The organism is Faecalibacterium sp. Marseille-Q3530 (assembly GCF_017377625.1).
In the GTDB taxonomy this organism is placed as follows: Bacteria; Bacillota; Clostridia; order Oscillospirales; family Ruminococcaceae; genus Faecalibacterium; species Faecalibacterium prausnitzii_E.
In genome coordinates this window covers 627,779-654,013 of sequence record NZ_JAFREH010000001.1, presented here as the reverse complement: position 1 = coordinate 654,013, position 26,235 = coordinate 627,779, and the positions used below count along the sequence as shown (strand labels likewise).

Genomic DNA, 26,235 nt, shown 5'->3' with positions numbered 1-26,235 from the left:
TGGGGAACATTCTACTATACTTATACTTACGACAATGCGCCATCGCCAAGCGGTAAGGCAGGGGACTTTGACTCCCCCACCGCGTGTTCGACTCACGCTGGCGCAACTGAAGACCGTCTGCTGAAGGAAACGTTCGGCAGGCGGTCTTTGTGTTTGCAGCTGCTTCCGGGGCGGCGGAACATTTCGCAGACAGAGGCGCTGTGCTGCGGAAAAACAGGACATTGCGGGAGGGCTGCGCTCGGTGTTTGTGCGGTGTTTCGTTTTGAGGATGCCCGAAGCTATGCCGGAAGTTGGTTGGGATGACCAAAAAATAATGGAAAAAATATCGCATTTTTTATCCGAAATCTTCTTTTTTGCCGGGAATGCTTGACAAGAAAGTGCTTTTTGCCATAATAGATTTATAAGAAAAATTCTTTGCAAGAAGATCGATCCTGGAGGTAGAAAAACGATGCCGATCAGTTTGAACAAGGTCAACGCGGAGGCGTATGCAAAGGTTGCCGCTGCGTTGGAACAAAACGGAAAAGCAGCAGTGGAACATGCCACCGGCACGGGCAAGAGCTGCATTGCATGGCAGCTCATCGCGGACCATCCGCAGGCGTCGTTCATCTGGCTGGTGTACGGTGCGGCGCGTCTGACCCTGCGCAGGGAGGATGTCCGCCGCTACAACGACGGTGTGCTGCCGGAGAACCTCATCTTCTGCGACTGCGGTGTGCTGGCCGAGGCGTCGGCCGAGGAGTGGGTCCGGCTGGCCTCACGCAAGCCGGATTACCTGATCTTCGACTGCTACCATGAAGTGACGGCGGCCTGCTGGGCAAAATCGGCCCAGCGGCTGCTCCGTCTGTGCCCGGAGGCAAAGCTGCTGGGCCTGACAGTGCCCAACAGCACCGACCAGAAATGCCAGGCAGCCGAGGAACTCTTCGAGGGGACGGTCGTCTCCCGGATGACGGTCGGCGAGGGAATGGCGCTGGGCACCCTGCCGGTGCCGTCGAACTACGCCGCGATGCTCTGGCCGCAGGAAGGGCAGATGAACCTGCTCCGTGCCCGGATCAAGAACCTGCACCTGCCCGCGCAGACCAACGCGCTGAGCGCACAATACGATGAGATCAACTGGTCGGTGCGGCAGGCCGAGAACCCCATCGCCCTGATGCCCCGCGTCCTGACCGACACCCAGGGCCGCTATCTGGCCATCTTTGAGTCGGAGGACTACCTCGACGAGGTGCAGGAGCAGCTGGAAGAGTTCCTCCGCACCGTGGATTCGAATGCCCATTTCTACCGTGCCGAGTGTGATTGCCTGCGCGACGCCGAGGCGGTGAAACGGTTCTGCACCTCTACCGAAACGGGGCCGAAGGTGCTGTTCTGCGTCAACTCGCCGGGCGTCCAGCAGCCCATTGAGGGGCTGGCGGGTGCCATTCTGGTCCGCGAGACCGGCGAGGCAGGCCGGTTCCGCCAGATGCTCTGCCGGGCGTTGGTGGCCTGCGGCCGCAAGCCCATCCCGGTGTTCGACCTGACCGCCCGGTTCGACGGTCTGGGCAATGGCCGTGTGCTGCAAAAGGAATGCACCACCGCTATGCTCCGCGCAGGCAGCGAACACCCCGGCTTCCAGCAGCAGAAGCCCATGCGCCAGAGCTATCACCTGTACTGCCGCCTGAAAAAGGAACTGGAAGCCCGGTGGGAGGCTTTTTATGCAGCGGCGGCGGCTGTGGCCGCAAAGCAGGGCGATTTACAACTGCCCTATAACTATCTGACCGAGGACGGCCTGCCTCTGGGCCGCTGGCTGGAAACGCAGCGCCAGGTCCGGGCCGGGCAGAAGCCGGGCCGTCTGGATGCAGACCGCATCGCCCGGCTGGACAAGCTGAACATCGGCTGGAAGCAGCGCTCGGAGCTGGCCTGGGAAAAGGCCTTTGCCTCGGCGCAGAAGTACCGCGACGACCACGGCGACCTGCTGGTGCCGGTGCGCTACCGCGACCGCAGCGGCTTTGCCCTGGGTGAGTGGATCGTCTATAACCGCCAGCGCTACGTCAGCGGCAACCTGAGCCGCGCCCGCATCGAGCGGCTGGAGGGCATCGGCATGGTGTGGAACGCTTCCACCGACCTGTGGGAGCAGAGCTACGCCGCAGCCGCCCGCTATTATCTCGAACACAAAGATCTCGAAGCGCCCATCAAGTACGTTACGCCGGATGGCTTCGCGCTGGGCGTCTGGCTCAGCAGCCAGCGCAGCGCCTATAAGAACGGCGAGCTGACCCTGGAGCAGGTCGAGCGGCTGGAAGCCATCGGCATCAACTGGGTCAACCGAAATGTCCGCAAGTGGCAGGAGAACTTCGAGGCCGCTAAGCGGTACGCCGAGCAGTTCGGGGATCTGGAAGTGCCCTCCAATTATGTCACACCGGACGGCATCCTGCTGGGCAAATGGATCGCCCGCCAGCGCTACGCCTGGCAGAACCCGGACAATTCCAGCGCCCGCGTCACGCCGGAACGCAAGGCCCAGCTGGACGAGATCGGGATGGTCTGGGACAAATACGACCCCTGGCGGGAGCGCTTCGAGCTGGCCCAGAAGTATCGGGCAGAGCACGGAGATTTGGAGATTCCGCTGAATTATAAGACCGAGAACGGCATCTGGCTGGGCAGCTGGCTCTACCGTCAGCGTCAGTACCGCCGCACCGGCGACCCGCGCCTGGGTGAGGTGCACCGCCGCGAGCTGGACGAGCTGCTCAAGGACGAAAAGCCCCACAAGCAGAGTGCGGCACCCTCCGGCAAGGAGAGCCTGCGGGAGAAGAACTGGGAGCACAACTTTGAGGAAGCCGCCCGGTACGCCGAGGAGCACGGCAACCTGCTGGTGCCCTCCAATTACGTCACGGCCGGTGGGTTCCGGCTGGGCGTCTGGATGTCGAACCTCCGCGCTGCCCGCAAGACCAGGCCCGACTCCTTCCAGGTAACGCCGGAGCATGTGAAACGGCTGGACGGCATCGGCATGGAGTGGGACGCCCGCATAGCCAAGTGGGACCTGGCCTATGAACACGCAGCGGCCTATGCCAAGGCCAACGGCGACCTGCTGCCGTCGGCCACCTACCGCAGCGAAGATGGCTTTGGTCTGGGCGACTGGGTCCGCCGGATGCGCACGGCTCGCGCGGAAAATGACCCGAAGCTGACCGAGGACCGCATCCGCCGTCTGGATGCCATCGGCATGAAGTGGTAAACCATCAAAGCAAAAAATACCGTGTCCCCACGCCGGGGACACGGTATTTTTTTGCTTGCGGGAAGATCAGAGTGCATCCAGTTCCGTTTGCAGCTGGGCCAGCGCAGTGCGGATGGGCAGGTGCTGGGGGCAGACGGCCTCGCACTTGCCGCAGCGGACGCAGTGGCTGGCCTTTTCGGCATCCGAGAATTGGGCGGTCCACTGGTGCCGGACGGCGTCCGGCTGGCCGAACATCCCCAGCCGGTTCCAGATGCTGAAGTTGTCCGGGATGTCCACGCCCATGGGGCAGGGCATACAGTACCGGCAGCCCGTGCAGCCGATCTTGATGCGGCTGTGCAGGATGCGGGCCGTCTCGGCCACAGCGGCATCTTCCGCTGCGTTCAGGGGGCGGAAGGGCGCAAAGGTGGAAAGGTTGTCGGCCAGCTGCTCCTCGGCGCTCATGCCGGAGAGGATCAGGTGGACGTTTTTGTGGCTGCCCACCCAGCGCAGCGCCCAGGAAGCCGCACTGGCGGCGGGGTCGAGGGCGGTCAGCGGCGCCGCAGCGTCCGGCGGAAGGTTGGCCAGTGTGCCGCCCTTGATGGGCTCCATGATGATGAGCGGGATGCCCAGCTCCTCGGTCAGCGCATAGCCGCGGTCACCCGCGATCTCCTCGGCGCGGTCGTCGGTGTCAAGGTAGTTGTATTGCAGCTGGCAGAAATCCCAGGGCTGGTCCCGCAGGATGTGTTCCAGCCCGTCCGCGTTGTCGTGGCAGGAGAAGCCGAAGTTCCGGATGCGCCCGGCCTTCTTCTCCTCCCAGAGCCAGTCCACGATGCCCAGCGCCTTGGCCTTGTCGTACCGTGCCCGGTGCAGGGAGTGGAGCAGGTAGAAATCAATGGTGTCCACACCCAGCCGCTCGAACTGACTGCGGTAGATCTGCTGGGCTTTTTCCAGCGAATCGCACAGCCACAGGGGCAGTTTGGTGGCCAGATAAAAGCTCTCGCGGGGCCATTTTGCGATGACCCGCCCCACGAACGGCTCGCTCTCGCCGCCGTGGTAGGGGTAGGCGGTGTCAAAGTAGTTGACGCCCGCGTCCCGCGCGGTGTTCAGCAGGGCTTCGGCCCGCACTTCGTCGATGCGGCCGTCCGGCAGGGTGGGCAGGCGCATGCAGCCGTAGCCCAGCAGGGAGGTGGTGATGCCGGATTTTTTCCAATGACGCTGTTCCATAGAACGCTCTCCTTTTCTTCAGTGCTTCCGCTTTTTCCGATCGCTCCAGGCAAAATACCGGGTGTAGGATACGAAGACTACGAGCGAAAGCAGCGTGACAGGCTTGCCCAGCCGGATGCCGTCCGGCTGGTAGACAAAATCAAGGGTGCTTTCCCCGGCGGGGCAGAGCACCGCCATCAGGCCCTCGTCCACCCGCAGGATGTCGGTCTCTTTGCCGTTGACCGTGGCCGTGAAGCCGTCGTCGTAAGGCACCGAGAAGAAGACGAGGTTCGGGGCGTCCAGCGTGATCTCAGCGTGAAAGCCGGAATTGGTCATCTGGAACACCGAACAGGCCGAGGCCCGGCGGTCGGCGCAATCCTGCACGTAGCGGTCGTAGGTCAGGTCGTTCAGCTCAGCAGCGGGCAGCGGCTGCAAATACTGGCCGTATGCGGCGGCATCCGCATCGGAGAGCACCAGCGCCCGCATCAGCAGATTGGAGCGGGTGACCGTCACGGTGGACTCGTAATCGTCCTCGGTGAGGTAGTAGTCGTAGGTGAAGCCCATGGGGACGTAGTTGGTGTTCTCATAGAGGGTGTAGCCATCCAGCGTGTCGTAATAGGCCCAGCCCTCATCGGCCTCTTCGAGGAAGTCGGCCTGCCGGTCGGGCTTGGTGATGAGGTACTTCACGCTCAGCAGGCCACGCAGCGCATAGTTGGAAAGCTCCGGCTGGCTGCGGACGTCCCGCTTGACGCCCAGCGCCGGGTAAAAGCTGAGGATGCTGGGGGCGGCGGTGCTGCCGAAGTATTGCAGGCAGCTCTTGTCCAGCCAGAGGCCGAGGTTGTCGTGGGTCTTGTAAGTGTCGATGCGCCAGTCGCCCTCCGGCAGGTCTTCCTTCAGGGCCAGGGCGCTGGTGTACTCTTCCACCAGGTCGCTGTCGGTGTTCCACTGGCCGAACTTGCCGATGCCGATGTGGGTGATGCCGAACAGGCAGCTGAACGCCAGCACTGCCGCCAGCATCCGCTGGGGCAGGCGCTTATCGGCCCGCCACCGCTGCGCGACCCAGCGGTAGACCTGCAGCCCGATGAGGGCAAAGCCGAACACGGCAGCGTACTGGCCGGGATTTTGCAGGACGCCCAGCGACCATTCCTTGGTGCTGGCATCCTGCACCGGCACCAGCGCAAAGGCCAGCGTGGCAATGACGAGTCCGCTGATGTTCCGGGCCGGGCGGTCCAGCTCGACGGCGGGGTCTTCCAGTGCGTTGATGGTCATGGCGGCCAGGATGAGCACCGGCATATAGAACCACCGGGCGTAGTAGCTGGAATTGAGGGCATAGAAGGCGCTGTTCAGCACAGGCACCAGCGCAAAGACAGCGCAGGTGGCAACGATCCGCTTTTTGCTGTCGCCCTGCCGGGCGCGCCAGTAAGCCAGAGCACCGGCCAGACTGCACAGGGGCAGATAGGCGGTCATGCTCGTCCACTTGATGACGCCCTCAGACCAGATGGAGGTCATATAGGGCGAGTCGGGCGGCAGGATCCAGCTCAGCAGGATGGCAAGGTACTGCTGGGGCTTTGCGTAGGTCAGAAAGCCCCAGCCGGAGGACAGGTCGATGGTGCGGGGGTTTTGCAGCAGCGAGAGGACGGCGGGCCAGAGGATGACGGCCCCCAGCCCCACACCGAGGAGGCTTTCAAAGGCCAGATGGACGAACAGCCGGGGCGTGAGCTTGAAATCCCCCGCGCTGACTTTACAGATGAAGTAGAGGAGCAGGAAGAGCACCTGCCCCACAAAGAAGAAGTAGTTGTTCAGCAGGTTGACGCCGACCCAGAACGCGAACAGCCCGTGCCGCCCATGGTAGACGGCCTCGTCCAGCGCCCAGAGCATCCACGGGAAGAGGGCCAGCACATCAATGAAGTGGTTGAAGAAGATGTTGTAGAGCCCCCAGCCGGAAAAGGCATAGAGCACTGCGCCCAGCACGGCATAGTTTTGGTCTTTCACGTAGCGGCGCAGATACAGGTATGCGCCGCCGCCCGCCACGGCGAACTTGAGCACCAGCAGCGGGACCATGAGATAGGGGAGCCACCGCTGGGGGAAGAGCAGCGAGAACCAGAAGAACGGCGAGCCGTACAGGTAGAAGGAATAGGCGTTCAGCGCCCCGCTGCCAAGGTCGGTGGCCCAGGAGAAGGTGTTGTGGACACTGCCTGCGCCGTCCGGGTAGCCCAGCCCCTTGAGGAAGCCGTTCATGTAGCGGTAAAAACTGATCTGCTGGCTGTTGAAATCACCGGCGTAGTGGAAAAAGCCGCTGTCCAGAAGGTAGAACGGCAGGAAGATCAGCGCCGCCGTCAGCGCACACAGGCAGACCGTGAGCAGGAATTTGTTCTGTTTTTGCCCCAGAAGCCGGGGGCTGTGAGATGAAGTCATGGCAGAGAACCTCTTGTTTCAAAAAAATCCGGATCGTCCGGGAAGATCAGGGGAACGGGACCTCGCGTTCGTCGTCCGGGTCAAGCCCCGCTTTGCGCTGCTGGTCGAACACTGCCTCGATGAGGCGGTCGATGTCTTCCAGATGGGTCAGCTCGCAGCAGTACCGCCGCAGGGAGGCCGCTCCCTTCAGCCCTTTCATGTAGTGCATGGTCTGGGCGCGGGCCTGGGGCATGGCGACGAATTCGCCCTTCTGCTCCACCATCTCCTCCACCTGACGGCGGAGGGCGTTCATCCGGGCCTGCAGATTCGGCTCTTTGGGGGCCGGGGTGCCCTCCAGCGCGGCGTTCACCCGCTCGAACAGCCACGGGTCGCCCAGGGCTGCGCGGGCGATCATCACACCGTCGCAGCCGGTCTCTTTGACCAGAGCGACGGCGTCTTCAGCCGAATGGATGTCGCCGTTGCCCAGCACCGGCACATGCACGGCAGATTTTACGCGGGCGATGATCTCCGGGTCGATGCCGGGGGTGTACATCTGCTCCCGCGTCCGGGCGTGTACTGCGATGAGGGCCGCACCGGCCTGTTCGCAGGCCTTGGCGCACTCGACTGCGGTGACGTGGTCGGCGTCCCAGCCTTTGCGCATCTTGACCGTGACGGGCCGGGAGGTGTGCGCCACTACCTGCTCGACGATCCTGCCGCAGAGGTCGGGGTCCAGCATCAGTTTGCTGCCGGCACCGCCGGAGACGATCTTCGGAGCCGGGCAGCCCATGTTGATGTCCAGAAAGTCGAAAGCGTATTCCTCGATGGCGGCGGCTGCTTCGCCCATGATCTGGGGCACTTCGCCGAAGATCTGGACGCCGTAGGGGGCACCGTTGGGTTCGGCCTTGAGCAGGCTGACGGTTTTGTGGTCGTGGTAGACCAGCGCCCGGCTGGATACCATTTCACTGACTGTGAAACCGGCCCCGTGCTGCGCCATCAGGCGGCGGCAGGGCGCATCGGTGAAGCCTGCCATGGGGCCGAACACGGCCCGGTGGGGCAGGGTGATGTGTTGGATCTTCAAAGGTTCCATTGTGTTCCTCTTCTGCTTGACAAAACGATAAAAAATTACTATACTACAAATAGAGAAAGACGCTGGCTGCAAAATGGTCAGCTCCTCCTCGGCTCAGGTGTCAAAAAGAATGACCGCTTGCTTTGGTAGGGCAGAGGCGGTCATTTCTTTTTGCTGTTGGAAATCGTCCATGTAATCTGAAACGTCACAAAAACTGCACCGCCAATCACGGCGAGCAGCTGAAGCACTTCACTCAGCGTCATAGAACATCCCCCCTTCCGCGTTTGCGTCAGGGGAAGCAAAGAAGAACGCGTTCCCCCCAACGCTTCGCCGGGGAGAGGAGCGTGACCACCTGCATTTGCAGACAGCGCCTGTCAGCCAGATGGCTGCAAAAACAGTATATCATAAATGAAAGCACAGTACAAGCACTGTGCTTTTTGTGTTAGCTCTGTTGTTTTGCGCCGATCCTTGCCAGCAGCGCGGCCAGCGCAAGGCCGACGGGGGCGCTGATCCAGGTGGACAGCCAGAAGCCCGAAAAGCCGATGCGGGGCACCAGCAGAACGCAGGCGGCCAGATTCAGCCCGATCTGCCCCAGGTTCGAGGCCAGATACAGCCCCATCTTCTGGGCACCGCGCAGCCGGGCCTCGCACAGATGCTTCTGCGCGGTGAACACATACGAGATGCCCTCAAAGGCCAGCATGGTGGAGCCGTAGGCGGCGGCAGCAGCGTCGGTGGTGAAGAGCCGAAGCAGCGGGCCGTTCAGCCCGATGCAGAGCGCTGCCACCAGCAGCGAGTAAAAGAACAGGATGCGCCGCCCCTCCCGCAGGCCGGTGTGCACCCGGTCCGGCTGCTGGGCAGTGGTGTTCTGGGCAATGAAAAAGACGATGGACTGCACGAAACCGTACACCGGCATCATCAGCAGGCTGGAGAGCTTGCCCGCGCAGGAAAAGCCCGCGATGGCCGCGACGCCCAGCCCGCCCAAAAGCCCCTGTTTGACTGTCGTGATGATGGTGCCGCTGGCCTGCTGCAGGGAGTTGGGGGCAGAAAGGCGGAAGATGTCCTTCGCGTAGCTTGCCTTGAGCATCTCCCGGCGGAAGGGCAGGCTCAGTTCGGTCTTGCGCAGGTGGGCCAGCATGTACACCGCTCCGGCGATCTGTGCGGCAGCGGTAGCACCGGCCGCACCGGCGACCCCGAAGGGGCTGACGAGCGCCAGATCCAGCACGATGTTCATCACGCTGGTGGCGACTACGGCCCGGAGCGGTGTTTTCGAGTCTCCGCAGCCCATGATGCACTCTTTGGTCAGGTCATAGAGCATCAGAAAGGGCAGGCCGACCAGATACACCCGCCCATAAAGCACCGCCTCAGCCAGAATCTCCTCCGGCGTCCGGATGAGCCGGAGCAGGGCGGGCAGGGTGAAAAAGCCCAGTGCGGTCAGGCCCAGCGCCAGCACAAGATCGACGAACAGCAGGTTGTAGAGCAGCTCGGCCATCTCCTGCCGGGTGGCTGTGGGTCGGCCCGCTGCCACCAGCAGGCCGCCGCCCAGCTCCATGCCGCCGGAGATGAACAGAAAGAGCATCAGGATGGTGGAAGCATTGGAGACCGCCGCCAGCGCGTCGGCATCCAGCCGCAGACCGATGATCATGGTATCGGCCACCGAATAGAACTGGGTGGCCACCATGCTCAGGATGATGGGCAGGGCGTACCGCAGCAGCGCCGGACGCACCGGCCCATGCAGCAGGGTGTTTTCGGTCGGATTCGTGAAGAACACCTTCTTTCGGAAAACCATAATGTACACAGTGTACGAGCTTTCCGGGTAGAAGTCAAGGAAACGAAAACCGGATTCATCTGAACCATTGCAAAGATGAAAAATTCCCTCTTGACTTTACACGAATAAAGTGTATAATGCAATCAAACCGATGAGGCGGAAGAGAACCTGCACAGCGCATCTGCTAGAGAGCCCGGAGGATGGAAACGGGCGAGAGCGGGGCAGGACTTCGTGGGCCGCCGAGGGCCGGGCAAACGAGAGCCAGTGCTTTCCAGTAGCTTGGGACGGAGGCCTCCGTTACAGGGCAGGGGAGTGTTGGCTCTCCGTGAGGGGCTCTGCAGCCAGCAGCTGGCTTGGGCAGAGCAAACAAGGTGGCACCGCAGAATCGTATTTTCGATCCTGTCCTTGTGGATGAACACACAGGGACGGGATCTTTTGTTACCATGAAAAGGCCCGTTCCGCAAGTGGAGCGGGTCTTTTTACTGCCGCCCGCTCCAGGGAAGGAGCAACCGCTATGAAAACCATGAACATGATCTCCCGCCGCAATTTCCTCAAGGCCGCTCTGGGCGCTGCCACTGTTTCTGCATTCAGCCTGACCGGCTGCGGCGGCTCGGCCTCGTCCGCTGCCTCCGGCACCGCTTCCAGCGCCGCCGCCTCGTCGGCAGCTGCTTCGGCAGAAGCAGGCCAGACCTTCAAGGTAGGCATCGTCAACTATGTGGACCATGCCTCTCTGAACCAGATCGTCGCCTCCGTTGAGAGCCGTCTGGATGAGGTGGGCAAGGAAAAGGGCGTGACCTTTGATTATGCCGACTACTACGCCAACGCGCAGGCCGACCAGACCAACCTGAACCAGATCGGTGCCGACCTTGTGGCCGATGACGTGGACGTCATCGTGGCCGTGGCTACCCCCACCGCCGCCACCATGTTGGCTTCGGTCGAGGATACCGACATCCCTGTTGTCTACTCTGCGGTCACCGACCCGGTCTCCGCCGGTTTTGACGGCGAGGAGAACATCACCGGCACTTCCGATGCCCTGAACACCGACGCCATCATGAACCTCATCCTGGCCGTCAACCCGGACATTGACACCATCGGCCTGCTGTACGACCTGAGCCAGGATGCTTCCACTCAGGCCATCGCAGATGCCAAGGCATTCTGCGACAGCAAGGGCATCCAGTACATTGAAAAGAACGGCACCACCACCGCCGAAGTTCAGATGGCAGCCGAAGCCCTCATCGCGGCCGGGGTCAAGGCCGTCTTCACCCCGACCGATAACACCGTGATGACCGCGGAGCTGTCCATCTATGAGAGCTTCCTCGAAGCAGGCGTGATGCACTTTACTGGTGCCGACAGCTTTGCGCTGAATGGTGCTTTCGTGGGCTACGGCGTCGATTACGTCCAGCTGGGCGAGGCCACCGCAGACATGGTGGTGGAGCTGCTCTGCGAGGGCAAGACCACCGCCGACCTGCCTTACCAGACCTTCGACAACGGCATCGCGACCATCAACACCGAGACCTGCGAGGCGCTGGGGCTGGACCTTGAGACCGTGAAAGAAGCCTTCAAGCCCTACTGCACCGAGATCGTGGCAGTGACCACGCAGGAGAACTTCTAAATCCATCTCATTTCATAAAAACAAGAGCGATTCCGTCACAGTGCAGCTGTGACGGAATCGTCTGTTATTAAAAAATAAGGAGTACACACCATGCTGGCGAGTATCTTTTCGCTCAACGTGATCCAGACCGCGCTGGAATTGGGCTGCATCTACGCCCTCGTTGCGCTGGCTCTGTTCTTGAGCTATTCCATCCTGAACATTGCAGACCTGTCCACCGACGGCTGCTTTACGCTGGGCTGCGCGGTGGCCTGCCAGGTCGCACTGACCGGCCACCCCTTTCTGGCCCTGCTGGCGGCGATGGCGGCCGGTGTGTGCTCCGGTTTCATCACAGCCTTTTTGCAGACCCGCCTCGGCGTCGAGAGCATCATGGCGGGCATCATCGTGAACACCGGCCTTTATACCATCAATCTGGCGGGCATGGGGTTTTCGTCCACGCTGTCGCTGGTCAAGACGGACACAGTCTTCTCGTTGGCCAAAACAGCGCTGGCCTTTACGGGCGGCTGGTATAAGCTGGTGCTGGCCGTGGTGGTCATCGCGCTGGCTGGTGCCGGGATGGTGGGCTTTCTGGGCACCCGGCTGGGTCTGTCCATCCGGGCGACCGGTGACAACGCCGCCATGGTGCGGGCGTCCAGCATCAACCCGGCCTTTACCATCACGGTGGGCCTGTGCATCTCCGGTGCGCTGACGGCCCTGTCCGGCGGTCTGCTGGCCCAGTACCAGAAGAGCTGCGATATCAACGTGGGCACTGGCATGGTGACCATCGCACTGGCTTCCCTCATCATCGGCGAGACGCTGGTGGGCAAGCGCACCATGGTGCGCCGGGTGCTGGGCGTCGTGTTCGGCAGCTGCCTGTACCGCTTCATCGTGGCGGTGGCCCTGCGCTTCAATGTCCCGGCGGCCGCCATGAAGCTGGTGTCGGCCCTCATCGTGGCCATTGCCATCTCGATGCCGGCCATCCAGAACCGTCTGGCCTTTGAAAAGCGGAAGCATGCAGCCCAGAAGAAGGAGGCGGTCTGAGATGGAAATGCTGGAACTGAACGACCTGCACAAGACCTTCAACCCCGGCACGGTCAATGAAAAGGTGGCCCTGAACGGTGTCAGCCTCCGGATGGAAGCAGGCGACTTCGCCACCATCGTCGGCTCGAACGGTGCAGGCAAATCCACCCTGTTCAACGCCATTACGGGCGGCTTCATCGCCGACGAGGGCAGCATCACGCTGGGCGGGCAGGACATCACCTTTACCCCGGAATTTGAGCGCAGCCGGGTCATCGGCCACCTCTTCCAGGACCCGCTCAAGGGCACCGCCCCGAACATGACCATCGAAGAGAATCTGGCGCTGGCCTATCTCCGCGCAGGCACGGCCCCCCACGCCATCTTCTCCCGCATCTCCCGGAAAGATAAGGCTCTGTTCCGCGAAAAGCTGGCCCTGCTGGATATGGGGCTGGAAGACCGGATGAAGCAGCCGGTGGGCCTGCTCTCCGGCGGACAGCGCCAGGCGCTGACGCTGCTGATGGCGACCCTCGTCACCCCGAAGCTGCTCCTGCTTGACGAGCACACCGCCGCGCTCGACCCTGCCACCGCCGAAAAGGTGCTGGAACTGACCCAGAGCATCGTCGCGGAAAAGAAGATCACCTGCCTGATGGTCACCCACAACATGCACCAGGCACTGGAACTGGGCAACCGCACCCTGATGATGGATGCGGGCCGCGTCGTCTTCGACGTCAAGGGCGAGGAGCGCAGCCGGATGACCGTGGACGACCTGCTCGAAAAGTTCCGTGAGAACGCGGGCAAGGCCCTCGACAATGACCGCATCCTGCTCAGCAAGGTGGAAGCGGACAACTGAAAAGAAACTCAAAATGCCCTGTCTGGACCCGAAACCGTGTCTGACAGGGTATTTTTGATACAACAAGGAGAAAACAAGATGAAAATTACGATTCGTTCCCCGCAGATGCAGGATTATGACCGCTTTTCTGCGATTATGGATCAGGTCCAGCAGATGCACGTGGATTGGCGGCCGGATGTCTACAAACCGGCTAGTCCGTTGATCACAAAAGGGTTGTTTGCTGAGCTCCTGAAAGGGGACAGCTGGTATATTGCCGAGACGGACGGCATCGTTGTTGGTGTTCTGGAAGTCTTCAAGCGCCATGTGGAAGGCCCGGCGCAGGTAACAAAGGATGTTTTGTTTGTCAGTACCATGGCGGTGGAGGAAGCGTACAGGGGCAAAGGCATCGGCCACCAGTTCTTTGAAAAAGTGAAGCAGCTCAAGGCGGAAAAGGGATGTGACACCATCGAGCTGCAGGTGAACGCCAGAAATAAAAAGGCGTATGAGATGTACCGGAACTACGGCTTTACGGAAAAGTCCATCAATATGGAACTGAAATAAGCAACAAAAAGAACAGAGCGTTCCAGCCAGCTGGCTGGAACGCTCTGTTCTTTTTAATGCAATATACTGAAAACTCAGAACTTACTTCACGTACTCAACGGTGTACTCGAAGCCATACTCTTCCTGCAGCTTCTTGACGGCAGGCTCGCAGTCTTCGATGAAGCTGGGTGCATAGACGGAAGCACCGTTGTGGTCCTTCTTGTAGTCCTCGACGATCTGCTGCAGCTTTGCCCAGCCCTCGTTGGCCTTGGCCTGATCGACGGTGTCGGGGAAGTTGATGATAAATTCGCGGTGCTGCGGAATACGAGCTTTCATAAGTGATGTCTCCTTATAACAGTTTGGATTTTCAAAGTTGATCTATACAGAAGCTGATGTGAACTTCAGCTTTTGCAGGTGAAATGATGGGGTGCAACCTCTCAGGCGCTTCGCGCCCAATTGGGCCTAAGCGAACAGCAGAACTTACCCGGCCTGCCAATGGCTCCCCTACCAGGGGAGCTGGCATCGCGAAGCGATGACTGAGAGGTTATACAGCGCTAAACTTTACAACTGGTAGACTTGCCTTGCATTCTCAGCGGTCTGCCGGAACACTTCCTCAGTGGAAACGCCCTTGACCTGTGCGATGTATTCGCCCACATAGCGGATGAGCGAGCTGTCGCAGCGGGTACCGCGCACAGGCTCCGGGGCCATGTAGGGGCAGTCCGTTTCCAGAACGAGCTGTTCCAGCGGCAGGGCCGCGATGGCTTTGGCAGCCCGTTTGGCCCCCTTGAAGGTGCAGGCTCCGCCGAAGCCGAAATAGAGTCCCTGCTTTGCCAGCCAGAGTGCATCGTCGGCACTGCCGGAATAGCAGTGCACGATGCCCTTGGGCTGGTAGCGTTTCAGCAGGGCGTAGACGTCGGCGTGGGCGTTGCGGTCGTGCACGATGATGGGCTTGTCCAGTTCCAGCGCCAGCCGGATCTCGGCCTCAAACAGGGCCAGCTGGGCGTCCTTTGGCACCGGCCAGTGATAGTCCAGCCCGCATTCGCCCACGGCCACCACCTTCGGGTCGTCGTAGTAAGGGGCCAGCGCCCGCATCTCTGCGGCCCAGTCGCCGCCGTAGACCGACACCGTGGGGGCCGGGCCGTCCGCGCCGCAGTCCTCCGGGGCCAGCAGGCTTTCCGGATGGATGCCGATGGCGGCCACGACCCACGGATACCGGTGGGCCAGCTCCAGCACACGGGGGGCATCCCCAGAGTGGGTGGCCTGCTCGCAGACGCCGACCACGCCCTTTGCGGGCAGGCTGTCCAGCAGGGCGAAGCGGTCGGCATCGAAGGCATGGGCGCTGTAATGGGCGTGGGTGTCAAAGATGGGGCCGGTCATAGCTTCTCCTTCTGGGCAGGGGCCTTGTTTACCAGCCAGATGCCCACGCACACGAACAGCAGCGCCGCCAGATACTGCCAGCGGAACAGCGGTTCGCCGTTGAGCACCGCACTGAGCAGCACATTGACCACCGGATTGACGAAACCAAAGATCGCGATGCGGCTGACGGGGTTGTTTTTCATCAGCAGCGCCCACAGGATATAGCCTGCGCCGCAGATGAAGGCAAGATACAGCATGACCAGCACCGCCAGCGCACTTTGTACATGCAGCCGACCGCCCATAACGGTGCCCAGCACAAACAGCGCCAGACCGCCCACAAACAGGTTCAGAAAGCAGACGGCAAAGCTATCAGCCTTTTTGGTGACCGACTTGTTCCACGGGCCGGACAGGGTAAAGATGACGGTGGCTGCCATCATGCAGAACACGCCCCAGCCGCTGCCGCTGCCATGGTTGCCGATGGTGCCGATGAGCACACCTGCAAAGCCGATGGCGCAGCCCAGGGTCTTGGCGGTGGTCATGCGGTCCGCATTGCCGTAAATAAAGTGGGCAAAGATGACTCCTAAAAAACTCTGGGTGCTGTTCAGGATGCCGCCAAAGGCACCGGTGAGCATAGCCACGGCGATGTAGTAGAACGCATACTGCGCGGTGGTCTGCCACAGACCCAGCGCACAACACTCTGCCGCCACCTTGCCCCGGGGGAAATGCGGCGCATGTCCCTGCAGCAGGATGCTGCCCAGCAGCACCAGCACACTGCCCAGCATGAACCGCACTCCCGCAAAGCAGAAGATGGAAGCCGTGTTAGCGGGGTCGATGGAGAACAGCCGGTAGCCCAGTTTTATGAACGGAAAGGCTGAGCCCCACAGGATATTGCAGAGAATTGCCAGCAGCACAGCGCACACGGGCGTGCCAAAGATCTTATCCAGCTTTGTGGCGCGGACAGCAGAATTGATAGACATGATCTTCCTTTCTTAGTGGATGCGGGAACCCACGGGGGTGTCCTCGCCGTAGAAGGCGATGGAGCAGCCGCCGTCAGCGGTGTCGGCAGCAAAGATCATGCCCTCGCTGACATATTTGCCCTTCATCATCGGGCGGGGGGCCAGGTTGGCCACGATGCCGATCTTTTTGCCGATGAGGTCTTCCGGCTTGAACCACTTGGCAATGCCGGACAGGATGCAGCGCTCGCGCTCGCCGTCGAAGACGGTCAGATGGAGCAGCTTCTTGCTCTCCTTCAGGTTCTCGCAGGCGCGGACCTCGGCCACGCGCAGCTCCACCTTGCAGAAGTCATCGAATGTGATCTCCGGCTCGTGGGTGAAGTCCACGCCGCTCTCCTCCGCGGCAGCGGGGGCGTTCTTGGCGGCTTCGGCCTCGACTTTGGCCTTGTTGGCAGCCTCGGCAGCGGCCTTGCGCTTCTCGTCCTCTTCCTTCAGATGGGCGATCTCCTTGGCCACGTCGATGCGGGGGAAGAGTGCGTCGCCCTTGTGGACGGTGTAGGTATCCTGTGCGCCGTAGACGGTCTTGCTCAGGTCGAGCGCAGAAGCGTCCAGACCCAGCTGATCCATCATCTTGGGGGCAGTGGAAGGCAGGTAAGCGTTCAGCAGGATGCCGGTCACGCGCAGGGCCTCGCACAGGTGATAGAGCACACTCTCCAGGCGCTCCTTGTTGGCCTCGTCCTTGGCCAATGCCCAGGGCGCAGTCTCGTCGATGTATTTGTTGGCGCGCTGGATGACGGCGAAGATCTCCATCAGCGCCTGCGGGATGGTCAGGTTGTCCATATCGGCGGTGACTTTGGCGGTCAGGCCGTTGATCAGGCCTTCCAGCTCCGCGTCGATGGCCTCGGTGCCCGCCACATTGCGGACGGTGCCGCCGAAATACTTTTCGCACATGGCGACGGTGCGGCTGAGCAGGTTGCCCAGGTCGTTGGCCAGGTCGCTGTTGATGCGGTTGATGAGGGCCTCGTTGGTGAACATGCCGTCGTTGCCGAACGGGATCTCACGCAGCAGGAAGTAGCGGATGGCGTCCACGCCGTAGCGGTCGCAGAGGATGACGGGGTCCACGACATTGCCCACCGACTTGGACATCTTGCCGCCGTTCATCAGCAGCCAGCCGTGGCCGAAGACGCGCTTGGGCAGCGGCAGATCCAGAGCCATCAGCATGGCGGGCCACAGGATGGTGTGGAAGCGCAGGATCTCCTTGCCGACCATGTGCAGGTCAGCCGGCCAGAACTTATCGTAATCGTGGTAGGTCTCGTTGCCGTAGCCCAGCGCGGAGATATAGTTGCTCAGTGCATCGACCCAGACGTACATGGTGTGCTTGGGGTCGAAGGGGACCGGGATGCCCCACTTGACGGAGGTGCGGGAGACGCAGGTATCCTGCAGGCCCTGCTTGATGAAGGCAATCATCTCGTTCTTGCGGCTCTCCGGCTGGATGAACTGGGGGTTCTCCTCGTAGAGCTTCAGCAGGCGGTCGGCATACTTGCTGGTCTTGAAGAAATAGGCTTCCTCGTGGGCATCGTAGACCTCACGGCCGCAGTCGGGGCACTTGCCGTCCACGAGCTGGCTGTCGGTCCAGAAGCTCTCGCAGGGTTTGCAGTAGTGGCCGATGTACTCGCCCTTGTAGATGTCACCCTGCTCATACAGCTTGGTGAAGATCTTCTGGCAGGACTCCATGTGGTAGTCGTCGGTGGTGCGGATGAAGCGGTCGTAGCTGACATCCAGCAGCTTCCACAGGTCTTTGACGGTGGCGACGATCTTGTCAACGTACTCCTTGGGGGTCACGCCGGCATCGGCGGCCTTATCCTGGATCTTCTGGCCGTGCTCGTCGGTGCCGGTCAGGAACATGACGTCATAGCCCTGCATCCGCTTGAAGCGCGCCAGCGCATCGCAGGCTACGGTGGTGTAGCTGTGGCCGATGTGCAGCTTATCGCTGGGGTAGTAGATGGGGGTGGTGATGTAAAATGTCTTGTGCTCACTCATAGGGATATGCTCTTCCTTTCTATCGTGGCTGTGTCACAAAAAAGCTCCCGCCCTGCCGGATGTGCCGGACAAGGACGGGAGCTGAACTTCCGTGGTACCACCTTGCTTCGCCGCGCTCTTGCGAGCGGGGCCTTGTGGGCTGATGAAAGACCAGCCCACGCGCAGTAACGGGCGCACCCGTCGCAGGCTCAATCTTCACCTGCGCGGCTCGGAGGCCATCTTCTGCCCAGCGCTGCCTGCCCGCTTCCATCCTTCGGGCTTTCTGTCAGGTGCCTGCTGTGCATACTCTTCTCGTCAAAGCCAGTTTGTGTGTGTCAAAGGGGCATAAAATCCCCTTTGACATTATAATACGCAAAAAAGGCGGGTTTGTCAATGAGAAACGCTCAAATCATCCGCGCGGCGAACAGGCTCTGATCCATGCGCTGGAAGAAAACGTAGTGGTAATGCGTGCCGGTATAGTCGGCGGGGCAGGCGGGAACGGCGGAACGATCCCATGACAGGCCGGTGGATGCGGCATAACTGTTATCCGACAGAAGGAAGAATGCCTCGAAGCCGGAAGAGTCATCGCCCTGCACATCCAGAATGTACCACTGGCCGTCGATCTTTACGGTGTTCCACTGGTGGCTTGGATTGGAAGCCGCCGCGTCCGCATGAACGTAGCAGCATTCCACTCCGATGGAGTCGCAGAGCGCTTTCATGGCGCGGGCATAGCCGGAACACTGCGCCTGCCGGTAGACCAGCGCACCCCACGCCGTGTTGGCACGGTTCTTCGACCAGTCGGGGGCATAGGAGCAGAACTGGATGAGGTAGTCCCGCGCAGCCATGACCTTATCAACGTCGCTCATGGAAGAAAGCGGCAGGCTGGAAGCAAAGCGGCTGACGACACCGGCCACCTGATCAAGTTCAGTCTGGTTCAGCTTGGGGCCGTAGACCGTTCCCGGTGTATAGTTCCCGGCAGGGTAACCGTTGCCCATCTGCGCCTGTACCGTGGCGCTGGCCGCATTCATAAAAGCGATGTCCTCGGTGAGGATGTTGTTGATCTCGGTCAGCGTGCCGGCATCCAGCGTGGCAAGATTCCCCTTTGCGGAGCCGGTGGCGTAGAGGTTATCCAACACAAGGTCAACACCGTCGTAGTAGGCGCGGACAGAATCTGAAACATTCTGTGTACCCAGCATGACCAGATAGGACTCGTGCAGGTCGGCGAAGTTGTTGTAAGCGTCGATCAGTGTCCGGTAGCTGGCCAGGACCGTATCGCCGGTGACACCAGCGGCCTGAACCGAAAGCGGACAAAGACAAAGGAGCATTGCAAGGAAAAGGGCTGTAACATTCCGAAGTGCTTTATTCATGATGCCATCCTCATTTCGTGCTATGGCTGCATCTCCGGGAGGATGCAGCTGGTGTAAGCATGTTAGACCTCGTAATCCAGGCAAACTCGGTTCTTGTAATAAGGCCGCACTTTGCTGTTAGCCACGGCGACATGGGCCGGATGGGTGGAGTAGCCCTTGAGTGCCTCGGCGGTCTCGAAGGTGGTGTCCAGCATCAGGTCGGCGTTGGAAGAGGGGAGCGCGTCAATGTTGACGCGGATGTTTACCAGACCGGGGATCTGACCGGCCAGTCCTTCCAGTCCCTCTTTGATGCCTGCCTTGACGGCGGCTTTTTCGGTGTCGGAAAGCTCATTTTTGAGCTGCCACAGAATCACATGCTTGACCATAAGAAAAATCCTCCTGCGTTTTTTCTCCATTGTAGCAGAGAACGGCAGAAGGAGCAAGAAAAATTTTGGAATGGAACCAGAGCAGAACGATTCAATCGGCGCTATGGTTCCAGCTCTCATAGGCAACGAGATAAAGAAGATCGCCCCCGATGGCAACACCGAAGAGGATGCGGTAGACCAGCGATGTGACAGGTGTGAAGGCCAGGATCAGAAAGGCGAGAGCATTGAGCATGTAGAATACGCCGTTCTTTTTCTGCCAGAACGCGCGGTACTCAGGGTCGCGGACGTACTGGTTGAAGGGGAGTTTGATGAGCGGGTCCTTGCCCTGAAAATCCCGGATGCCGGAGATGAACCAGATCACGGCCAGCACAATGTTGAACAGGGTGGAAGACGAGAAGAACGAATCCATACGATACACCTCCATCTTTTTTCACAAGTATAACATAGGGGGGGTGAAAAAGCAAGGACGGGATTCAACCCGGAACGGAACATTCTGCCCGGAAAATGTGCGAAGGAACAAACAAAAAACCAGCCGGACGAGGCGGTTGCAAGCCCTCGTCCGGCTGGATACTTACTTCTTCGGAGTCATAAGCCTCTTCTCCTTGGATTTCCTCATTTTCGGAGTAAACGCTTCATAGGGTGACTCTCCTTAGAAACGATCAGAAACTGGGAATCTGGTTCAAGGGGAACTACTCGTTACTCGTGTACATTGGATTGACCCTTCTCTTAACTGTTGGATTGCGGTAGTGAGATCATGAAGATGAATTTCATATTACCACATTCTTTCGAGTTAGATTTGCCGGGGATTCCATTGCTTAGTACATTGGAGTTGCTCCTTTTTGGTCATTCAAATATTCTCGTCCGCGCAAAAGCTTTCATCATGGGAATCACCTCATGCGGATCTATTTGAATCGCCAGGGGATTTATACTCGACAGACTGTTCTGTTTTCGCGTGATTGATGCTCAAGACCGGCTCGTTGTTGTGTTTTTATACGGGGGAAACATCCCGTTTGTGGTGAGCCTCTGTTTTGCCTCTCAGCGAATCCCGACAGTCTGTCCGAACTGTGCGGGTTCCATATCGACCATCGGTCTCGCTCCTTTCTGCTTCAAGTCAGCGGGGTTAGCTCTCGTTTGAGCTTCTGCTGTACTTCTCTGGTTTCTGGCTTTATTATACACGACAAAGGCGGAGTTGTCTATTCGCAGAGTGTACAACAAATGAGGCGTACTTTTGCACCAAAAATCCAAAAAACTGGGATACATCAACTGCACCAAAATGTTCGGGCCGTTTGTGGATGATTTGTGGAAAAAAGCGAGAAACCGACGGCGGACTCTTATGTGAAGCGAAAATTTGTGCTATCATAGCAGACAATGAATGGTAGTCGCGCAAAGAAGTCAGACGAAGGTTCCCTCGTCCGGCTTCTTTTTTTTGTTTTGGTGCGATGAACGTTTTCCACAACCGATAAAAAGGAGCTTATAACAATGCCGAAAACTCTGCTTGAAAAGATCGTCTTCACCATTATCATGGCCGCCATCATGGTCTATGGCATGATCGTTTACAATGTGGCGCTGAACACGGGCGGCGTGACCAACGCCACCTTTGCCATGGCGCTGCATGAAATGCCCATCATGGTGCCTGCTGCCTTTATCCTGGAGTTCTTTGTGGTCGAGAAGCTGGCCACCCGGCTGGCCTTCCGCTTTATGCGGCCCACCGACCGGCCCCAGTTCATCACCTACGCCATCTCGCTGATGATCGTCTGCGTCATGTGCCCCGTCATGAGCCTGATCGCGACCGTGCTGTTCAAGGACCCCAGCTTTGGCACCTGGGTGCACACCTTTGGCTGCAACTTCCCCATGGCGCTGTGCTGGCAGATGTTCTACTGCGGCCCGCTGAGCCGTGCCATCTTCCGCCTGCTGTTCCGCCGGGGCGAAAAGCAGTGAACGGCCATATTAAATCTGTATTACAATTATATAAGGGCAGTATCACAGCCGCGTTTGGGGGCTGCATCGCAGCCGGTCCGCCTATATAAATTTGATATACCGGATATACAAATGGTGAATAATGTGCCGATTTTGCCCCGTTTTTGACTCGGAAAACGAAGCGAAAGGAAGAGAATCCACTTGGAAATTGTGCAATTGGCATAAGACAAGATTGAAAATTTGCACAAAATACACAACACTTCTTCGGCTGTTGTGAAATGGAATATAACAAAACGTAGAATGTTGGGCCGGGGGCTACAAAATTCGGCACAATCGTGCTATGATACGTCACGTAAAAAGCGCCGGGCAAGGCGTGAGCGAAGGAGGATGTGGGACGAGAACGTCTCGGCCTCCTGCTTTTTTTCGCGCATTGCAGCACTTTTTCGGAAAAACGATAACAAGGAAAGGAGATAGAGCAAAAGAATGAATGCGTTGACTGCTGCTTTGAAAGAAGAGCTGAACGTGGAGATGGTCTCGGTGTTCGGGCTGCAGATCCCGGAATCCGTGGTCGTCAGCTGGGGCATCATGGTGTTTCTGGTGCTCGGTTCGATCCTGCTGACGCGGAATCTGCGGGTCGATCACATCACCAGGCGCCAGGCCATGCTGGAAACGGTCGTGACTCTTATCAACGATTTCTTCGTCGGGCTGCTGGGCGAGAACGGCAAACGGTATGTGCCGTATCTGATGAGCGTGGCGCTGTATATCGCGTGCTCCAACCTCATTGGTGTGTTCGGCATCAAGCCTCCCACGAAGGATCTGAACGTCACCGCAGCTCTGGCCCTGATGAGCATCGTGCTCATCGAATACTCCGGCATCCACGCGCGCGGCGGGAAAGGCTTCCTCAAGAGTCTGGCGGCTCCTACGCCGATCATGACTCCCATGAATATCCTGGAGATCGCCATCCGGCCCACCAGCCTGTGTATGCGACTGTTCGGCAATGTGCTGGGCGCGTTCGTCATCATGGAGCTGATCAAGCTCGTGGTGCCGGTGTTCGTCCCCGCAGTGTTCAGCCTGTATTTTGACCTGTTCGATGGTCTGATCCAGACGTATGTGTTTGTGTTCCTGACCTCCCTCTTTATGAAGGAGAGCCTGGGAGACGAAGAGTAACCTCTCAGTCTGCTGCGCAGACAGCTCCCCTGGCATTGCGGAGCAGGGACGGAGAAGGCGTACAAAAGAAAAACGATAAAAGATAGGAGATTTTATTATGAACGGACTCGTAGCTCTGGGCGCTGGCATCGCAGCGCTGACTGGTATTGGCGGCGGCATCGGCATCGGCATTGCGACCGGTAAGGCAACGGAGGCCATCAGCCGCCAGCCCGAAGCATCCGGCAAGATCCAGACCAACCTGCTGCTGGGCGCTGCTCTGGCAGAAGGTACTGCAATTTTCGGCTTCGTCGTTGCACTGCTGATCATCCTGTTCCTGGGTTGATAACGGAGGCATGACGAATGCTGACACTGAATCTGAACCTTTTGTGGACGGTCGTCAACGTTCTGGTCCTGTTTTTGCTGCTGCGCAAGTTCCTGTACAGGCCTGTCATGAACATCATCGCAGAGCGCCAGAAGCAGGTGGACGACGCCCTTGCTGCTGCCGAGACTTCCAAGAGCGAAGCCGCTGCAGCACTGAATGCTGCGCAGGATAAGCTGCGCAATGTGGACGATGAGGCCGCTGCCCGCCGCAAGGCTTACGAGCAGCAGGCGGAGAAGGAAAAGCAGCAGCTGCTGCTGGACGCCCAGAAGCAGGCTGACGCCATCCTTGCCGAGGGCAAGACCGCGGCCGAGGCAGAGCGCCAGCACAAGCTGCGCGAGGCCGACGCCCAGACCACGGCTCTGGCCCGTGCAATGTGCGAAAAGCTGCTGGCACGGCACCTGACCGCACAGGACGACGCCCGTCTGCTGGACGATCTGTTGGAGAAAGCAGGTGCAGGCAATGGCAACTGAATTCAGCCGTGAGTTCTTTGAGGAGAACCGGATCGTCAAGGCCGACCTGCGCGCTGCCCACCAGCTGCGCGAAGAGGACATCGCTCGCATCAAGAACGAGGTAAAGAAGCTCTACGACGCCACCGAGGTCATCCTGAACGTGGCCGTCGATGAGAGCCTGCTCTCCGGCTATGTGCTGCAGGTCGGTGACCGGATGTTCGACAACTCCGGCCGCCACCAGCTGGACCAGATGATGGCCGGCAAGCCCTCTCTGGCTACCCTGAAGACCCGCGTGGAGGATTATAAGCCCGCCCAGACCTCGGAAGAGGGCGGCGTGGTCATCGCCTCCGCCGACGGCATCGTGCAGGTCGAGGGGATGGACCGCGCCGTTTACGGCGAGATCGTCACCTTCGAGAACGGTGCCAAGGGCATGGTCGAGAGCGTGGAACCGGGCCGTCTGGGCATCATGCTGTTTGACGGGGCCGAGTCGGTCGGCGTCGGCACCCTGGTTACCCGCAGCGGCAAGCGCGCGGGCATCCCGGTGGGCGAAAAGTTCCTGGGCCGTGTCATCGACCCGCTGGGCGAGCCCATCGACGGCAAGGGCCCCATCGAGGCAGAGGGCTACAACCCCATCGAGAAGCAGGCCCCCGGCATTCTGGAGCGCCAGAGCGTGGACACCCCGCTTCACACCGGCATCCTTGCCATCGACTCCATGTTCCCCATCGGCCGCGGTCAGCGTGAGCTGATCATCGGCGACCGCCAGACCGGCAAGACCTCCATCGCCACCGATGCCATCCTGAACCAGAAGGACACCGGGGTGCTGTGCATCTATGTCGCCATCGGCCAGAAGGCTTCCTCCATCGCCCGCGTGGCCGAGGATTTGAAGAAGCACGGTGCCATGAGCTACACCACCATCGTAGCTGCAACGGCATCCGACAGCGCTCCTTTGCAGTACATCGCGCCCTATGCGGGCACCGCACTGGCCGAGTATTTCATGGACAAGGGCAAGAGTGTGCTGATCGTCTACGACGACCTGTCCAAGCACGCTGTGGCGTACCGTGCCATCTCGCTGCTGCTGCGCCGTTCTCCGGGCCGTGAGGCATACCCCGGCGACGTCTTCTATCTGCACTCCCGTCTGCTGGAGCGCTCCTGCCGGATGCGCGACGACCTGGGCGGCGGTTCCATCACCGCCCTGCCCATCGTCGAGACCCAGGCGGGCGATGTCTCCGCTTACATCCCCACCAACGTCATTTCCATCACCGATGGTCAGATCTTCCTAGAGAGCGCCCTGTTCAATGCAGGCAACCGCCCGGCCGTCAACGTCGGCCTGTCGGTGTCCCGTGTCGGCGGCGCAGCCCAGACCAAGGCCATGAAGAAGGCCAACTCCAACCTGCGCATCGAGCTGGCCCAGTACAAGGATATGGAGTCTTTCGCACAGTTCAGCTCAGACCTGGACGCAGAGACCCGCCGCCAGCTGGAACACGGCAAGGCCCTGACCGAGATGCTCAAGCAGCCGCTCTATCAGCCCAAGTCCGATGCCGAGCAGGTCGTCATCCTGACGCTGGCCTCCCACGGGATGCTGGACACGCTCCCGCTGGCTGAGCAGCGCGCAAAGGTCAACGCCTTTGTGCGGTCCTTCCACGCCGATGTTTCCGGCGCGATGGATGCCATCGCTTCCACCGGCAAGATCACGCCGGAGCAGGTGGACGCCATCCTGACCGCGTGGAAGACCTATGCGGGAGGGGAGAGCCATGCCGTCCAGTAAGCTGCTCAAGGAGCGGATCGAGAGCATTCAGGATACCATGAAGATCACGAATGCCATGTACCTGATCTCCTCCTCCAAGCTCCGCAAGGCGCGGCAGAACTACCAGAACGTTCTGCCGTATTTCACCCGGATGCGGGACACCATCTCCCGCGTCGTGCCGCATCTGCCGGACGAGCCGGTCCACCCGTTCTTCCATGAGCGGGAGAAGGAAAACCCCATCCGTGCCTATGTCGTGCTGACGGCCGACAAGGGCATGGCGGGTGCCTACAACCAGAACCTGCTCAAGTTCCTGAAAGAGCAGTGCGGCAGCGACCCCAATGCCCGCTTCTACGTCATTGGTCAGACCGGCTATCGTGCCCTGCTCCACAAGGACCCGCGCCTGGTGGAAGAGTTCCACTATGGTGCCACGGCTCCCACGCTGCAGCGCGCCCGCGACATCACGGTGGACGCCATCGACGATTTCAAGTCCGGCAAGCTGGATGAGATCTACCTCATCTACACCAAGATCCAGAACGCGCTGACCAGTGAGCCGGTGATGGAGCGTCTGCTTCCGCTGGACCGTGAGCATCTGAAGCCCGCCCCGAAAGGTCTGGGTGACCCCCGCGGCGAGGTGGAGATGTTCCCGGACGCCAAAACGGTGTTCGAGCAGACGGCCCCCATCTACATGCACGGCATGATCTTTGGCGCCATGACCGAGAGCTTCTGCGCGGAGCAGAGCGCCCGCATGACCGCCATGGATTCGGCCACCAAGAGCGCCAATGATATGATCCACGAGCTTCAGCTCGAATACAACCGCACCCGCCAGGGCTCCATCACCCAGGAGATCACCGAGATCATCGGCGGCGCTGCGGCGGTGCAAAGTAACGAATAACCAGGAACCCTCTCCGTCCGTGCTGGCGCACGGCCACCTCTCCCGAAGGGCGAGGTTTTGAGCAGAATCGT

The 26,235-nt window shown here is 60.0% G+C and carries 22 protein-coding genes, 1 tRNA gene and 1 other annotated feature; of the genes, 12 read left to right on the top strand and 11 right to left on the bottom strand.

Annotation, left to right across the window (positions count from 1 at the left end; translation table 11 throughout):
- Positions 1-35: 35 nt before the first annotated feature.
- Together J3350_RS02935 and J3350_RS02930 are read left to right on the top strand one after the other, a co-directional pair.
- A tRNA-Gln gene (locus J3350_RS02935) sits at positions 36-106 on the top strand.
- A 342-nt stretch (positions 107-448) separates the two neighbouring features.
- The gene (locus tag J3350_RS02930) at positions 449-3,193 is read left to right on the top strand and encodes a Helicase associated domain protein (RefSeq protein ID WP_207685611.1); all 2,745 of its coding nucleotides are present in this window, start codon (positions 449-451) and stop codon (positions 3,191-3,193) included.
- Positions 3,194-3,259: 66 nt separating this feature from the next.
- Here J3350_RS02930 and J3350_RS02925 read toward each other — a convergent pair whose 3' ends face one another.
- The 4 genes from J3350_RS02925 to J3350_RS02910 all read right to left on the bottom strand — a co-directional run bounded on the left by J3350_RS02925 (position 3,260) and on the right by J3350_RS02910 (position 9,621).
- Positions 3,260-4,396 carry an aldo/keto reductase gene (locus J3350_RS02925; RefSeq protein WP_207685610.1) on the bottom strand — a complete coding sequence of 379 codons (1,137 nt, stop codon included), beginning with the start codon at positions 4,394-4,396 and terminating at the stop codon, positions 3,260-3,262.
- Positions 4,397-4,414: 18 nt separating this feature from the next.
- The gene (locus J3350_RS02920; RefSeq protein WP_207685609.1) at positions 4,415-6,790 is read right to left on the bottom strand and encodes a YfhO family protein; all 2,376 of its coding nucleotides are present in this window, start codon (positions 6,788-6,790) and stop codon (positions 4,415-4,417) included.
- Positions 6,791-6,836: 46 nt separating this feature from the next.
- Entirely contained in the window at positions 6,837-7,856 is a 1,020-nt protein-coding gene (gene dusB, locus J3350_RS02915) for a tRNA dihydrouridine synthase DusB (protein WP_207685608.1), read from the bottom strand.
- Between the two features lie 421 nt (positions 7,857-8,277).
- Positions 8,278-9,621 (bottom strand): MATE family efflux transporter, encoded by a 1,344-nt coding sequence (locus tag J3350_RS02910; protein ID WP_242700109.1) that lies wholly within the window; start codon positions 9,619-9,621, stop codon positions 8,278-8,280.
- Between the two features lie 493 nt (positions 9,622-10,114).
- Between J3350_RS02910 and J3350_RS02905 the strand changes: the two genes are divergently transcribed.
- The 4 genes from J3350_RS02905 to J3350_RS02890 all read left to right on the top strand — a co-directional run bounded on the left by J3350_RS02905 (position 10,115) and on the right by J3350_RS02890 (position 13,595).
- The gene (locus tag J3350_RS02905) at positions 10,115-11,212 is read left to right on the top strand and encodes an ABC transporter substrate-binding protein (protein WP_207685606.1); all 1,098 of its coding nucleotides are present in this window, start codon (positions 10,115-10,117) and stop codon (positions 11,210-11,212) included.
- 90 nt (positions 11,213-11,302) lie between these two features.
- Positions 11,303-12,229: an ABC transporter permease gene (locus tag J3350_RS02900; protein WP_207685605.1), complete on the top strand. Its 927-nt coding sequence runs from the start codon at positions 11,303-11,305 to the stop codon at positions 12,227-12,229.
- Positions 12,230-12,236: 7 nt separating this feature from the next.
- Complete coding sequence (locus J3350_RS02895) at positions 12,237-13,055, top strand: ABC transporter ATP-binding protein (RefSeq protein ID WP_304999666.1); 819 nt, start codon at positions 12,237-12,239, stop codon at positions 13,053-13,055.
- 78 nt (positions 13,056-13,133) lie between these two features.
- A complete protein-coding gene (locus J3350_RS02890) occupies positions 13,134-13,595 on the top strand; it encodes a GNAT family N-acetyltransferase (protein WP_207685604.1) in 462 nt (153 codons plus the stop codon).
- Positions 13,596-13,676: 81 nt separating this feature from the next.
- On the opposite strand, the gene J3350_RS02885 is transcribed toward J3350_RS02890, so the two are convergent.
- From J3350_RS02885 to J3350_RS02855, 7 genes are all read right to left on the bottom strand, one after another.
- Positions 13,677-13,910, bottom strand: coding sequence for a methylenetetrahydrofolate dehydrogenase (locus J3350_RS02885; protein ID WP_097792803.1), 234 nt, complete (start codon positions 13,908-13,910; stop codon positions 13,677-13,679).
- 225 nt (positions 13,911-14,135) lie between these two features.
- Complete coding sequence (locus tag J3350_RS02880; protein WP_207685603.1) at positions 14,136-14,951, bottom strand: TatD family hydrolase; 816 nt, start codon at positions 14,949-14,951, stop codon at positions 14,136-14,138.
- The gene (locus J3350_RS02875) at positions 14,948-15,907 is read right to left on the bottom strand and encodes a DMT family transporter (protein WP_207685602.1); all 960 of its coding nucleotides are present in this window, start codon (positions 15,905-15,907) and stop codon (positions 14,948-14,950) included. Before J3350_RS02875 ends, J3350_RS02880 begins: the two co-directional genes overlap by 4 nt.
- A 12-nt stretch (positions 15,908-15,919) precedes the next feature.
- Positions 15,920-17,923 (bottom strand): methionine--tRNA ligase, encoded by a 2,004-nt coding sequence (metG, locus tag J3350_RS02870; RefSeq protein ID WP_242700090.1) that lies wholly within the window; start codon positions 17,921-17,923, stop codon positions 15,920-15,922.
- A gap of 67 nt (positions 17,924-17,990) precedes the next feature.
- Positions 17,991-18,230, bottom strand: a binding site (T-box leader).
- Positions 18,231-18,306: 76 nt separating this feature from the next.
- Positions 18,307-19,269, bottom strand: coding sequence for a transglutaminase domain-containing protein (locus J3350_RS02865; RefSeq protein WP_207685601.1), 963 nt, complete (start codon positions 19,267-19,269; stop codon positions 18,307-18,309).
- 62 nt (positions 19,270-19,331) lie between these two features.
- Entirely contained in the window at positions 19,332-19,634 is a 303-nt protein-coding gene (locus J3350_RS02860; protein ID WP_207685600.1) for a Dabb family protein, read from the bottom strand.
- A 91-nt stretch (positions 19,635-19,725) separates the two neighbouring features.
- Positions 19,726-20,043, bottom strand: coding sequence for a hypothetical protein (locus tag J3350_RS02855; protein ID WP_055189828.1), 318 nt, complete (start codon positions 20,041-20,043; stop codon positions 19,726-19,728).
- A gap of 1,070 nt (positions 20,044-21,113) precedes the next feature.
- Between J3350_RS02855 and J3350_RS02850 the strand changes: the two genes are divergently transcribed.
- The 6 genes from J3350_RS02850 to atpG all read left to right on the top strand — a co-directional run bounded on the left by J3350_RS02850 (position 21,114) and on the right by atpG (position 26,164).
- Positions 21,114-21,572 carry a DUF2798 domain-containing protein gene (locus J3350_RS02850; RefSeq protein WP_207685599.1) on the top strand — a complete coding sequence of 153 codons (459 nt, stop codon included), beginning with the start codon at positions 21,114-21,116 and terminating at the stop codon, positions 21,570-21,572.
- Positions 21,573-22,034: 462 nt separating this feature from the next.
- A complete protein-coding gene (locus tag J3350_RS02845; RefSeq protein ID WP_207685598.1) occupies positions 22,035-22,718 on the top strand; it encodes a F0F1 ATP synthase subunit A in 684 nt (227 codons plus the stop codon).
- A 97-nt stretch (positions 22,719-22,815) separates the two neighbouring features.
- The gene (atpE, locus tag J3350_RS02840) at positions 22,816-23,040 is read left to right on the top strand and encodes an ATP synthase F0 subunit C (RefSeq protein WP_015563599.1); all 225 of its coding nucleotides are present in this window, start codon (positions 22,816-22,818) and stop codon (positions 23,038-23,040) included.
- 17 nt (positions 23,041-23,057) lie between these two features.
- Positions 23,058-23,549, top strand: coding sequence for an ATP synthase F0 subunit B (locus J3350_RS02835; protein ID WP_097792797.1), 492 nt, complete (start codon positions 23,058-23,060; stop codon positions 23,547-23,549).
- Positions 23,539-25,293 carry a F0F1 ATP synthase subunit alpha gene (atpA, locus tag J3350_RS02830; protein ID WP_118551491.1) on the top strand — a complete coding sequence of 585 codons (1,755 nt, stop codon included), beginning with the start codon at positions 23,539-23,541 and terminating at the stop codon, positions 25,291-25,293. The genes J3350_RS02835 and atpA overlap by 11 nt, the downstream gene beginning before the upstream one ends.
- The gene (gene atpG / locus J3350_RS02825; protein WP_207685597.1) at positions 25,280-26,164 is read left to right on the top strand and encodes an ATP synthase F1 subunit gamma; all 885 of its coding nucleotides are present in this window, start codon (positions 25,280-25,282) and stop codon (positions 26,162-26,164) included. The genes atpA and atpG overlap by 14 nt, the downstream gene beginning before the upstream one ends.
- The last annotated feature ends 71 nt before the right edge of the window (positions 26,165-26,235 follow it).

Bases quoted from the DNA above. Each gene is read 5' to 3' on its own strand.
- J3350_RS02930 (WP_207685611.1), top strand. From the start codon at position 449: ATGCCGATCAGTTTGAACAAGGTCAACGCGGAGGCGTATGCAAAGGTT.
- J3350_RS02925 (WP_207685610.1), bottom strand. From the start codon at position 4,396: ATGGAACAGCGTCATTGGAAAAAATCCGGCATCACCACCTCCCTGCTG.
- J3350_RS02920 (WP_207685609.1), bottom strand. From the start codon at position 6,790: ATGACTTCATCTCACAGCCCCCGGCTTCTGGGGCAAAAACAGAACAAA.
- dusB (WP_207685608.1), bottom strand. From the start codon at position 7,856: ATGGAACCTTTGAAGATCCAACACATCACCCTGCCCCACCGGGCCGTG.
- J3350_RS02910 (WP_242700109.1), bottom strand. From the start codon at position 9,621: ATGGTTTTCCGAAAGAAGGTGTTCTTCACGAATCCGACCGAAAACACC.
- J3350_RS02905 (WP_207685606.1), top strand. From the start codon at position 10,115: ATGAAAACCATGAACATGATCTCCCGCCGCAATTTCCTCAAGGCCGCT.
- J3350_RS02900 (WP_207685605.1), top strand. From the start codon at position 11,303: ATGCTGGCGAGTATCTTTTCGCTCAACGTGATCCAGACCGCGCTGGAA.
- J3350_RS02895 (WP_304999666.1), top strand. From the start codon at position 12,237: ATGCTGGAACTGAACGACCTGCACAAGACCTTCAACCCCGGCACGGTC.
- J3350_RS02890 (WP_207685604.1), top strand. From the start codon at position 13,134: ATGAAAATTACGATTCGTTCCCCGCAGATGCAGGATTATGACCGCTTT.
- J3350_RS02885 (WP_097792803.1), bottom strand. From the start codon at position 13,910: ATGAAAGCTCGTATTCCGCAGCACCGCGAATTTATCATCAACTTCCCC.
- J3350_RS02880 (WP_207685603.1), bottom strand. From the start codon at position 14,951: ATGACCGGCCCCATCTTTGACACCCACGCCCATTACAGCGCCCATGCC.
- J3350_RS02875 (WP_207685602.1), bottom strand. From the start codon at position 15,907: ATGTCTATCAATTCTGCTGTCCGCGCCACAAAGCTGGATAAGATCTTT.
- metG (WP_242700090.1), bottom strand. From the start codon at position 17,923: ATGAGTGAGCACAAGACATTTTACATCACCACCCCCATCTACTACCCC.
- J3350_RS02865 (WP_207685601.1), bottom strand. From the start codon at position 19,269: ATGAATAAAGCACTTCGGAATGTTACAGCCCTTTTCCTTGCAATGCTC.
- J3350_RS02860 (WP_207685600.1), bottom strand. From the start codon at position 19,634: ATGGTCAAGCATGTGATTCTGTGGCAGCTCAAAAATGAGCTTTCCGAC.
- J3350_RS02855 (WP_055189828.1), bottom strand. From the start codon at position 20,043: ATGGATTCGTTCTTCTCGTCTTCCACCCTGTTCAACATTGTGCTGGCC.
- J3350_RS02850 (WP_207685599.1), top strand. From the start codon at position 21,114: ATGCCGAAAACTCTGCTTGAAAAGATCGTCTTCACCATTATCATGGCC.
- J3350_RS02845 (WP_207685598.1), top strand. From the start codon at position 22,035: ATGAATGCGTTGACTGCTGCTTTGAAAGAAGAGCTGAACGTGGAGATG.
- atpE (WP_015563599.1), top strand. From the start codon at position 22,816: ATGAACGGACTCGTAGCTCTGGGCGCTGGCATCGCAGCGCTGACTGGT.
- J3350_RS02835 (WP_097792797.1), top strand. From the start codon at position 23,058: ATGCTGACACTGAATCTGAACCTTTTGTGGACGGTCGTCAACGTTCTG.
- atpA (WP_118551491.1), top strand. From the start codon at position 23,539: ATGGCAACTGAATTCAGCCGTGAGTTCTTTGAGGAGAACCGGATCGTC.
- atpG (WP_207685597.1), top strand. From the start codon at position 25,280: ATGCCGTCCAGTAAGCTGCTCAAGGAGCGGATCGAGAGCATTCAGGAT.